This window comes from Coleofasciculus sp. H7-2 (genome assembly GCF_042747725.1).
Classification (GTDB): domain Bacteria; phylum Cyanobacteriota; class Cyanobacteriia; order Cyanobacteriales; family FACHB-T130; genus FACHB-T130.
Genome location: NZ_JBHZGO010000006.1, coordinates 52,517 through 63,187 on the forward strand (window position 1 = coordinate 52,517; position 10,671 = coordinate 63,187).

At 46.4% G+C, this 10,671-nt stretch carries 9 protein-coding genes; 2 read left to right on the plus strand and 7 right to left on the minus strand.

Going from position 1 to position 10,671, the window contains the following annotated elements:
* Positions 1–577 precede the first annotated feature (577 nt).
* The gene (locus ACFW2W_RS01515) at positions 578–1,039 is read left to right on the plus strand and encodes a DUF4332 domain-containing protein (protein ID WP_378172375.1); all 462 of its coding nucleotides are present in this window, start codon (positions 578–580) and stop codon (positions 1,037–1,039) included.
* A gap of 139 nt (positions 1,040–1,178) precedes the next feature.
* Here ACFW2W_RS01515 and ACFW2W_RS01520 read toward each other — a convergent pair whose 3' ends face one another.
* The 4 genes from ACFW2W_RS01520 to ACFW2W_RS01535 all read right to left on the minus strand — a co-directional run bounded on the left by ACFW2W_RS01520 (position 1,179) and on the right by ACFW2W_RS01535 (position 5,710).
* Positions 1,179–1,898, minus strand: coding sequence for a heme oxygenase (biliverdin-producing) (locus ACFW2W_RS01520; RefSeq protein WP_378172378.1), 720 nt, complete (start codon positions 1,896–1,898; stop codon positions 1,179–1,181).
* A gap of 651 nt (positions 1,899–2,549) precedes the next feature.
* On the minus strand, positions 2,550–3,245 hold the full coding sequence (locus tag ACFW2W_RS01525) for a fasciclin domain-containing protein (RefSeq protein ID WP_378172380.1): 696 nt from the start codon (positions 3,243–3,245) through the stop codon (positions 2,550–2,552).
* A 123-nt stretch (positions 3,246–3,368) separates the two neighbouring features.
* Positions 3,369–4,964 carry a gamma-glutamyltransferase family protein gene (locus ACFW2W_RS01530; RefSeq protein WP_378172383.1) on the minus strand — a complete coding sequence of 532 codons (1,596 nt, stop codon included), beginning with the start codon at positions 4,962–4,964 and terminating at the stop codon, positions 3,369–3,371.
* A gap of 35 nt (positions 4,965–4,999) precedes the next feature.
* Positions 5,000–5,710, minus strand: a complete 711-nt coding sequence (locus tag ACFW2W_RS01535) for a DUF2259 domain-containing protein (RefSeq protein WP_378172386.1) — start codon at positions 5,708–5,710, stop codon at positions 5,000–5,002.
* A gap of 334 nt (positions 5,711–6,044) precedes the next feature.
* On the opposite strand from ACFW2W_RS01535, the gene ACFW2W_RS01540 reads away from it, so the two are divergent.
* The gene (locus ACFW2W_RS01540) at positions 6,045–6,803 is read left to right on the plus strand and encodes a ferritin family protein (protein WP_378172389.1); all 759 of its coding nucleotides are present in this window, start codon (positions 6,045–6,047) and stop codon (positions 6,801–6,803) included.
* A gap of 330 nt (positions 6,804–7,133) precedes the next feature.
* Here ACFW2W_RS01540 and ACFW2W_RS01545 read toward each other — a convergent pair whose 3' ends face one another.
* From ACFW2W_RS01545 to ACFW2W_RS01555, 3 genes are all read right to left on the minus strand, one after another.
* Complete coding sequence (locus ACFW2W_RS01545; protein ID WP_378172406.1) at positions 7,134–8,006, minus strand: aldo/keto reductase; 873 nt, start codon at positions 8,004–8,006, stop codon at positions 7,134–7,136.
* A 283-nt stretch (positions 8,007–8,289) separates the two neighbouring features.
* Entirely contained in the window at positions 8,290–9,666 is a 1,377-nt protein-coding gene (locus tag ACFW2W_RS01550) for an IS4 family transposase (RefSeq protein ID WP_378172409.1), read from the minus strand.
* A gap of 143 nt (positions 9,667–9,809) precedes the next feature.
* The coding region (locus ACFW2W_RS01555) for a transposase (protein ID WP_378172392.1) at positions 9,810–10,671 on the minus strand (862 nt) is incomplete at its 5' end.

The window sequence follows — 10,671 nt, forward strand, 5'->3', positions numbered from 1 at the left end:
CATTTGCCCAAGAGCTTTTCACCTTATTGTAGTGTAAATCATTCATCGTTTGAGTGCGATCGCTCGCCTGTAGTTTGACATTTAAATAATGGGTGGACTGTACCGTTAGAGTGCCTACCTGTAGGGTGCGTCGAGACGCACCCTACAGGTAGGCGATCGCTTTCACCTCGCTCAGGAATCAGCAGAGGGTGCGATCGCCAATGTTGCCTCTATAGGAAGCGATCGCAACGCCAATACCGTGTCACCCCCTCAAGGTTTGATGCCATGATTCTCTACAAACCCTAAAAGTATCAAGCTTGGTTCAATAGTGTTCTCGAAATAAGAAACTCAAACTCTAGTTAATTTAGAAAATGAATTTTACCCTTACGTTTCTCTGAAGAAGTAAATAATTTTAGGTAATTTTATATCTGAAATTTTAGGCAATTAAATCGTTAGTTGCTGTATTATTCACCATTTGATAGAGTAGAAAATATTACCTCCCAAGCGGGATGTGACTTTCTCGGTGTGTGGAAGCGCTGATACAACCCATGCAATCTTGTAGATAACTCAAAAAGTCCATGCACTAGGAATTCGGAAAATGAAACCTGTTCATCCCTCGCGTCCAAATCGCTTCATTCCTAGCAATTGGCAAATCGAGCAACTGCCTGGATTAAGCGCTGAAAATCAAGCTCGATTAATAGACTGTGGCATAAAAACCACCCTGCAACTACTCCAGCAAGCCAATAGCCCGGTGCAAAGACAAGCCTTAGCTGCCCAGTTACAGATTCATACTCAACACATTAATAAATGGGTGGCTTTGGCGGACTTGTCTCGCCTTCCGGGTGTGGGTTGCGAATATTGTGGACTGCTACTCCATGCGGGGATCGCTTCTCCTGCACAGCTTGCCCAGATGCCCCTTGGTAGGATACATCAACAAATTTTGCGATTCCAAGTCGCCACCCTACAACGCCGGGATCTATGTCCCACGCGGGGCGCGATCGCACAATGGATTGAACAGGCGCGTGCAGCTGCGCGATCGCCTTCCTGTAATCTCGTCTAAGGGACATTTCCTATCGCCAAGATGCCCTATAAAAGCTGACAATCCTGAAAGCTTGATGATAATGGCTTCACCATCACCCAGCCTCCAGGATTGTAAAAAATCGTGTGTTGTGGTCTAAGAGTCTTGAGGGAACGTAAACTTATTGTTCGGCGGTGGCGAGATCCGTGCTACCGCGACTGCGTTTGCGTGTCAGCGTGTTGAACAGCATCTGACCAATTGCCTTGATCAAGTTGCCATTTAATTCTTGGAACAGCTTCATATTCATGCCAAAAGCAGCATTGGCTTCATCCACAATCTTTTCGGCTGTGGCGTCATCAATGGGCAGATCGTTCATCGCTTGGCGATAGGTTGCCTTGAACGCCTTTTCATCGTCAATGTCTTGAAATTCGTAGAAAGCAGTCCCTTGCCCATCCGTGAGGTTCATCGCCCGTTGAGCAATGCCTTTGAGGATTTGACCGCCGGATAAGTCGCCAAGGTAGCGGGTATAGGAATGGGCAACTAACATTTCTGGGGCTGAAGTAGAGACTTCCCGAATGCGCTGGATGTATTCTTCAGCGGCAGGCGAGGCAGAGATTTGTTCGCGCCAGTTGGTACCGTAGTAGTAAGTGAGGTCTTGTTCTAGGCTCTTTTTCCGGTTCAGCTGGGGAAAATAAATCTTAGACAGAATGGGGTGTTGCCGGTGCCGTTCCATCTCTTCTTCCATTGCTGAATAGACGAAGTAGAGGTTCTTTACCAGATTCCGGTAAGAGTTCTTTTCAACAACGCCTTTTAAAAAGCACTTGACAAAACCGACGTTTTCTGCCATCGTGTGAGATTTTTTGGTTCCCTCACGCAATTTGGTTGCTAAATTGCTGGTCATGCTAAATTTCCGATCCTTAAGGTCTACCGAGGAGCGTACCGATCTTTTTCACGGCTGAAAACCGCTAAAACGTTAGATTAGACTGATTTGCTGAGAATTTTTATTAAGAATTTTAAAGATCGGCGGCTGTAGAAGGCACGTCGCGCGGAAGCAAGGCGGCTACGATTTGGGATTTTAGATCGGACTAAAACGCAGCTACAAGGCAGCTGCTAGGCTTTGCCCTAAAATTATAGAATTTCTCGTTTTCTTGGGGATTGGGGAAAGCCACCCACTAAAAAGGGCGGGTTTCCCCACCCCTACAGGCTAATTAATTCCTCATCATTACCCACACATTTCAAAAGCTTGAATGCCAAAGTTTTAAATCATGAAATTGAGGTAGATACATCTGGTTGAAAGAAAGCTTCGGGATCTATAGCAATCCTATTTGAGTTGTGAACCCCTGTAGAGACGCGATAACCCTTGTCTTTACACTAAGGCGAATACTCGCTTTCTGTATTTCTCCTTCCTTGAAAAGGGGGGCTAGGAGGGATATAACAAAATTGGCTTTACTTTTCGATCCACCCAACCCCCCTTCAAAAGGGGGGCTAAGAAAAAGTTGCACATGGCGTTAACAACAGCAACTTTAGGCTTTGTTGCAACAACTTTGCCGTACTACTGTGCTGTCTGATTGGAACCAAGACTTGCTTGAATATCTGGAGGCAAAATTACTTTGTCAACAACGTGGATGACGCCGTTGCTGGCTGGAATATTCGGCTGGATCACCTTGGCGTTGTTTATCGTAATTTCGCTGCTGGTACTATCAACTTTGATGGTGACGGGGGTACCTTCAACAGTTTTCACCTCTCCTGATTTCAGTTCGCTAGAAGAGATTTTCCCTGGCACCACATGGTAGCTCAGAAGCTTGATTAAGGTTTGTTTGTTTTCTGGTTGCAGTAGTTTGTCCACAGTACCGGGTGGTAAGGCGGCGAAAGCTGCATCAGTCGGTGCAAATACCGTGTAAGGCTTGTCCCCAGTTAATTGGTCAGTCAAGCCTGCTGCTTGCACTGCTTTGGTGAGGGTAGTGAAGGAACCATTGCTGGCTGCTGTTTGTGCCAATTCTCCCAGGTTTTTGTTTTCGGTTGCAGCACCGTTGGCTTCAGCACTGGGTGAGGTGGTAGGAGAAACTTCAGCACTGGGTGAGGTGGTAGTAACAGGCGCTTCAGCAACTGGTGATTCGGTCGTTGCGGTAGAATCGCCAGCAGGAGCTTGGCTGGTCGTGTCTGCACCAGGCTGACCGCTGCAAGCAGAGAGAACTACCAAACTCCCAACACCGATGACGCTGAACAACAATTTTCCTAAACTTTTCATGAATGACCTTTTGGTAAAGATAAATTACACAGCTATTTACAAAAGTTAATAATAAATAGACCAAGAGCCTCTCAGTCTGGGGAGGTATTTAGGGATGCGATCGCGTCTCTCTAATGAAAGGTTTTACCAGGCTAATGCCAGCCCATCGGCGCGGGGTTCGGAGGCGGCAACCAGTACCCCGCCTTGCCGCAAGATGATCTGACCCTTGCCAAACATTCCTGGTTCTGCACTGATTTGGATATTATGACCCCGTTCAGCCAGAGCTAGAGCGATATTCCGGGGCACCATCTGTTCTAAAAGCACTGTCTTTCCAGCAACAAACCGCCATCTGGGTGCATCCAGCGCTGCTTGGGGATTCATTCCATAGTCTAGGAGGTTGACAACGACTTGCAGATGTCCCTGCGGTTGCATAGGTGCCCCCATGACGCCAAATGGCCCCAAGGGTTGATTGTCTTGTGTAAGAAAGCCGGGAATAATGGTGTGAAAGGGGCGTTTAGCGGCTCCCACTTGATTCGGGTGTCCCGGAGTTAGAGTGAATCCCGATCCCCGGTTTTGCAGGGCGATGCCGGTATCGGGAACGAGAATGCCGCTGCCGAAGCCACTGTAGTTGGATTGGATGAAAGAAACCATCAGTTCGCCGTCAGCCGCCGCTAGATAGACGGTGCCTCCCTTGGGTAAACCGGGCTGAGCGATCGCTAAAGCTTCTTTTTCAATCAAACAGCGCCGTTCGTCAGCATAAGCTTTGTTTAGGAGGTGTTCTACAGGCACCTCCATAAACCGAGGATCGGCAATATATTGATGTAAATCGGCAAAAGCCAGCTTCATCGCCTCAATTTGCAGATGGTAGCTAGAAACTGATTCGCGGGGGTAATCGGACAGGGGATAACCTTCCAGAATATTTAAAGCCATCAGCGTGGCGATGCCTTGAGTGTTGGGAGGAATTTCCCAGACGGTAATGCCCCGGTAGTTGGTGAAAATAGGCTGCACCCACTCACAGGAGTGCATTGCCAAGTCAGATGCTGTCAGAATGCCCCCGCTTTTGGCGGCATTAGCGATTTTTTCAGCAATTTCCCCTCGATAAAAGCTTTCCCCTTCAGTTTGGGCGATCGCTCTTAGCGTTTTGGCATGAGCCTCACTCCGCCAAATTTCCCCGGCGGCGGGTGCCCGATTTCCCGGAAAAAATACTTGTTTAAACGGCTGAAATTCCGGCGCAATTAGCGGCAAATATACTGCCTCGGCTCGTTTCCACGCCCGTGCCGTCTCCGGTGACACTGGGAAACCTTCTTCAGCGTATCGAATTGCTGGTACAAATAGCTGCTCAAACGGTAGCTTTCCCCAACGTTTCCATAATTTTTGCCATCCCGACACAGCACCCGGTACGGTGACAGTCAGCCAACCCAGATTGGGAAATTGTTCCATCCCGGCAAAAGTGTCTAGATTGAGATGCTGGGGACTTTTCCCGGAAGCATTCAAGCCGTGCAATTGCCCATCCCAAACTAAAGCGAAAGCGTCTGAACCGATGCCGTTGGAGGTGGGTTCAACCACCGTCAGCGCGATCGCCATCGCGATCGCTGCATCCACCGCATTTCCCCCAGCCATCAGCATTTCCATCCCAGCCAAAGCCGCCAGAGGTTGGCTAGTTGCCACAGCACCTCGCTGCCCCATCACCACTCGTCGGGCACTAAAGTAGGGATAATCGGTTAAATTTTCTGGCGGCATTGCATTTTTAAAACGGGCAATTTATAGCTGGAAATTCAAAGCGGGAAACTCTGTACCAAAGTCGTCTGTACCGCTCCCTGTTCAGCAGGTTCGATCGTATTCATTAGAATAACCGCACTCCGTCCATTTGGAGCTAAACGCACTTCTCTGAGCGTATATTTCATCGTCCGATCGCGGTATGTATTCAGGCTGCTCAGGGTACGTCTCCGATTGTTGTAAATAATCTCAAGTTGCAGCGCCGCCCGATCCGTATCCGCATTTCCCCCATACGCAACTGATGGTATATATTTTTGCCGCATCAGCACCTGTAGAGGATCTTTTTTGTTCTTCACTAAAAAGGTATAAACTTCGCTTCCATCTGGGTTGGTGACGCGAGAAAGAGCTGGCAGCCTTCTTCCTGCCGCCGGACGATTTAGTTTTAATTTGTACCGAATTACTGCTGTTTTTTTGAGTAATTCTGTCTCAGCGGCTTTAGTAGTTGAATTTGAAGATTCCTGAGTATTTTCAGTTTCTATACAGCCGTATTCAACGCAAGAATTTGTAGGCGCATTCACAATTTGTAATTGTGCTTGCGGAGCTTCTGTAATCGGGTTTCGATAGCTTTCTAGGTAGATATAGTGACGGCTATCGGTTGAAAACCCCGATAGTCGATGACTGGTTTTGAAAATTTCTGCGAATGCGTCTGAAGATATGAAAATAGTCGCGATCGCGGCGAAACTCAGTGAAAATACGGACAAACCTTTCATTGTAGTTTTAATTTTTTGAATGCAGAGATTATTTGATTTTAAATTTTAAATCTAGGATTGACAATTTCTTTTAAATTAGCGAAACACTCAGTTTTTGCTAAAGCGTTGCCCGATCGACTAAACTCTTCCACAGCATCAAATCTCCAAGCGGCAACTGCAAAAAATACTTCTTTTGGAGGATGCATTTGGCTATTTTAGTTGAATAAATCTAGAAAATTTATAATTAGCGATCGAACACCGCATTGGCAACAATAAAAGCATCCGTGACTACTCATCTAAAAAAACAGCGATAGAATAGCATCCGTTAGCTCTAAACACTCAAGAAAATTTCAGCATGAACTTTTTTACCTACCTTTTGCACTTAGCCGGATCGGGTGCTGGTGCTTACATTGGTGCCCGCCAAATCCGCGATCCCCTAACGCGCCCAAACGTCCTCGCCGGGTTCCAACTGGCAGAATCAGGTTCAGTTCCATTTCTGCAAGCATTGAGCGATCGCGCCGCCGCTGAAGGCGATACGTGGCTAGCTGAAAAACTTGCTCGCCACGCCTCCGATGAAAAGCGTCACGGTCAAATTTTTGCCCAAGCGCTGAAGCGGCTTAACAAGCAAGTCATTGACTTCAAGAAAGCCGCTGAAACCAAGCCAGAGGCTAAACCGGATGAACGCCGCCGCAGTCCCTTTTTTGAAGCTTACTTTGAAGGATACTCGCAAGAAAGCTTGAAACCGCAGAATATTGACTGGGTGGTGTTCATGGGTAGCACTTATATCCTAGAACTAGATGCCAGCAAAGACTTCGTTCGCATGGCTAATGTGTTACCAGAGGACGAACCAAATAGTGTCAGTTTGAAAAAGGGACTCCTGAGTATCGCCCACGACGAAACCGGACACGCCGCTTATCTTTTAGAAGCGTTAAAGCGTCGCCTCCCAGATGCAGCGGTAGAAGAGATTATGGATACGTGGCGGACTCACAAGGTGAATGCTTTGTTGGCAATGGTGACGAATCTGATGCAGAAAAGCGGACAGATGTCTTCACTGGTTCAGGATGGCGTTCCCACAGAAATGTCTGAGGAAGATTCAGAACTAGCGGTGGCTTAAAACCCTAGTAGGGGCTTTCGCATTTGCGCGAACACCTCTATCGTTACAGCCAGAGTTTTTTCACCTGACATCTGGCACCATTCTCAATAAGCCGCCAATCCAGCCCGGAACTCAAGTTCCGGGCTAACAGAATCAAGTCCACTAAAGTGGACTGAAGTTCTTCCTCAGTCCACTTTAGTGGACTTTATTTTATTAGCCAGGGGTTCAAACCCCTGGCTGGCGGCTGGCGGCTTTATTTTATTAGCCAGGGGTTTGAACCCCTGGCGGCTGGCGGCTTAATGTGATAGGTGCAAGAGTTTTTTCACTCGAATGCGAAAGCCCCTACTGTAATTAGGATGCTGTAGCGCGGTCAATTTTTGCTACTTCCTCATCAGATAGTTGCACATCGACAGCACGCACAGAGTCCTCAATGCTGGAAACTTTACTTGCGCCGGGGATAGGCACAATGGCTGGAGATTTTGCCCGCAGCCATGCTAGGACAATATTGTAGACAGAAACGCCTTTTTCTTGGGCAAGTTGAGCGATCGCATCAATATCTTCCAAATTGCTCACGCGACGGCTACCACCCAACGGACTCCAAGGCAAAAACGTCAGTTTTTCCTTCTGGCAATACTCCAGCACCCCATCATATTCTGGCTGACGATTCCAAGGATTGTACTGGTTTTGCACGGAGACAATCTCAACCACATCACGGGCGCGTTTAATTTGCTCTACTGAAAAGTTGGAGACACCGACAAACCGGATCGTTCCTTGTTCCACAGCTTCTTTTGCTGGTTTCAGTGACTCTTCAATCGTGTAGTCTGTATCGGGTGCGTGGTATTGCCAAACATCTATCGGCTTCTGTCCCCCCAACGCCTCAAAGCTGATCCGAATTGTCTCCCGCAGATGCTTGGGGTTGCCGTTGCGCGTCCAGCTACCATTGGGGCGCATCAGTCCGCCCTTGGTGGCAACGATAACATTACTCTTATCGCCAGAATAAGAGGAAAGCGCTTTACTAATTAAGCGTTCGTTGTGATGCTTATCTGATTCATCTTTGCAGTAGGAATCAGCGGTATCAATCATTGTGACGCCCAAATCGAGGGCGCGATGGATGACTTTTATTGATTCTGATTCTGGAGGTCTGCTACTTAAAGACATTGGCATTCCACCCAGAGCGATCGCGCTTATTTTGACACCCGTATGTCCCAGTTCTTTCGTTTCCATCATTAAACCTTGCTTTCGTCTTCTACCCCTTCAATTGATTAAAGATCGCCGAATGGAAATCCTCTGTCTGACGGTTAGTTCTTTCGCGCCAGCGAGACACTCGGCAAACCTAACCCCCTAACCTCCTTCTATCCATTACCCACATCTTTCTTAACATTTCTGTAAGGTAGATACTGAGGGGATGGCAGAAGTAAATAAAGACGGCATGATTGACAAAAGAAACAAGAAATGAATATTAGCGTTGCCGGTAGGGTGCAGTCGGTCAAAGAGCGGGCGTTAACTATCAACAAGGAGAGGGGGAATATGAGTGGAGAAGTTTCCAGGTAGCGGCAATATCGTGTAATCGGCGCAATCCACGCCAAATAGTTTTTACCCCAGGTTCACCATCACCAATTCGCCCCAAAAAGTCACCAAGAGTTGCAATCATTCGCACAGCTGCTCCTAAAGACGGTGGTTTGTCTGGTGGAATAGAATTATGGTTGATAGTCGCACACAAAGATTGCCATTCACTCTTTTCTAAAACAGCATCACATGGTAAATCAGGATTAACTCGTGAAGAGTAAGTCAGCCATAACAACCGCCAAGCCACAATTGTATAAGTAGCCAGTGCCATCTGAATGCGGTCGGCGGTTTCCAATTGTAATTTTTCAATCCCACAACCACTTTTTAATGTGTAATGATAGCGTTCTATTAACCAACGGTAGGTATACCATTCAATACAACGTGCTGCCTCTTCTAAACTATTAATTTCCCAGCTAGTAATTAACAACCAACTAATCGGATTAATTCCTGTGGGTGGATTTTCTTCTGCTGCCAGAATGATTTGTAAACTAATAGGTTTTAGCTGTGAACGCCGGATGTGATGTAATGGTACTTGGATATCTAAACTGGTGAATCTCATTGTTAATACCGCCGTTCTCGCACTAGGTTCTGGAGACCGTTTAACTTCTACTGCCAGGGTTCCAGATGGTTCAATTTGGCGTATGGCTTGATGTAGATATTTAGCACAGTGGTTGACTTTGCGATTGTGAGTACCGCGAATGAGCAAGTGGGAATTTTCGGAACGTTTGAAACTGAATAGGTCAAATATATCTGCTTCTGAGTCGCCTATTGTCACCACTTGAATCTCTGGTGGTATCAACTTTTGTGTTAACTCTAATCCATCTAACCAGCGTTGACTTTCTTTTTGTTGGGTTTGCCGTTGACGACGTTTTTTAGCAATCCCTAAATTTTCTGGTTCTCTTGCCCATACTCGCTGTTCGATAATCCCTAACGGGACTCCGTTACTTGTCGCTGCCAATGTTGAATGTACTTTCAATCCTGATGATTGGGAATGGTCTAGATAACCCACCCCTTTAGTTTTTGGGTGGTTTGTTAAATCTATGCTTGTTGTGTCTTGTATTGCTAATACTATCTGATCGTCTTTAACTCTTTCAATTGTCCTGGCTATATGGGCACGGCGAATCTCACTGGCGGAAAAATATGGTGATTTCCAAAAATTATATGCTGCCTTGGTTGCTGCCACATTTTCACAGGCTTGTGGTACGCTACTAGCCGGTTGCGCTGCCAAGTCTTCTACTATACGTATTAACCGCTTGTTTCGACGAGCATCTCCTAAGTCTATCTGCGCCAATTCTTGGGCTGCCCACTTTTCCCTGATCCCATTACCCGCTTCTCTTCTCTCAACACTATACTTATCAAGCCTTTCACCATTATGTTAAGTCTCTTGTTTAATTGTTAAGAAAGATGCGGGTAATGGATAGCCCAGAAGTGTTGAATCCAGACATAAAACTTCATGAAAGATTAGACAAGCATATTGGGCAGTAAATCGTAGCTCCAATGCACAATGGAACAGCGGCGGCTCAATTCTAATTGCAAATAGCGAAATTTATCCAACAATCGATGCCCATAAAAAGCAGGAATTTCCATCAACTCTAGAATCACATAGGCAATTAATACCATATAGATTTGCATCCTGACACCGTTGACATTTTTAGTAATCAATCGGTCGAGTTTAAGATGCATCTTCAAAAACTTCCAAAGAATCTCAACCTGCCACCGCTTACGGTAGATTTCACTAATCTCTTCATTCGTTAAAGAGTCCAAATTAGTCGCTAACCGAAACTCACTGCGACTCTCTAAATCGCCAAACCAAACCACGCGATACCGCTGATGGTCGAGTTCAGTCTTCATATTATTTTTGATTCGCACCACAAAGCGGGTTTGGGTAGCGCTTAATGCGTCGAGAAATTCCCAGATGGCAAAACCTCTATCCATGACTCCAACGCCATCTTCGGGAATCATACTGTTCACCATCTCGGCAAACCGTGCATCATGTCCTTGACCAAAATGAATTAAACACTCGGTGGGATTACTCGGCGTTAAATTGACTCCATTGAGTAGTTTTACTTGATGATAACCCGGCTCCCAAAATAGTTTACTGGTCAAGGTGATGACGGTTGAATCAATCGGAATTAGCATCTGAGCTGTCGCCGGATTCTGCCGTTTTAATCGTTCTATCAATTCGATGTAAATTCGGCAAAAACACTCCCCCTCACGAGTTTTGCAGGCTTTAGAAAAAGTGGAAATATCAACTTCAATCCCGGCATGATTGAGCCGATAGAATAGGTCTCTCATGCTCATCAAACTCTGATCGAGAACAAAA

Coding starts and splice junctions, on each gene's coding strand:
- ACFW2W_RS01540 (WP_378172389.1), top strand. CDS start 6,045: ATGAACTTTTTTACCTACCTTTTGCACTTAGCCGGATCGGGTGCTGGT.
- ACFW2W_RS01520 (WP_378172378.1), bottom strand. CDS start 1,898: ATGACCAGCAATTTAGCAACCAAATTGCGTGAGGGAACCAAAAAATCT.
- ACFW2W_RS01545 (WP_378172406.1), bottom strand. CDS start 8,006: ATGGAAACGAAAGAACTGGGACATACGGGTGTCAAAATAAGCGCGATC.
- ACFW2W_RS01515 (WP_378172375.1), top strand. CDS start 578: ATGAAACCTGTTCATCCCTCGCGTCCAAATCGCTTCATTCCTAGCAAT.
- ACFW2W_RS01530 (WP_378172383.1), bottom strand. CDS start 4,964: ATGCCGCCAGAAAATTTAACCGATTATCCCTACTTTAGTGCCCGACGA.
- ACFW2W_RS01535 (WP_378172386.1), bottom strand. CDS start 5,710: ATGAAAGGTTTGTCCGTATTTTCACTGAGTTTCGCCGCGATCGCGACT.
- ACFW2W_RS01525 (WP_378172380.1), bottom strand. CDS start 3,245: ATGAAAAGTTTAGGAAAATTGTTGTTCAGCGTCATCGGTGTTGGGAGT.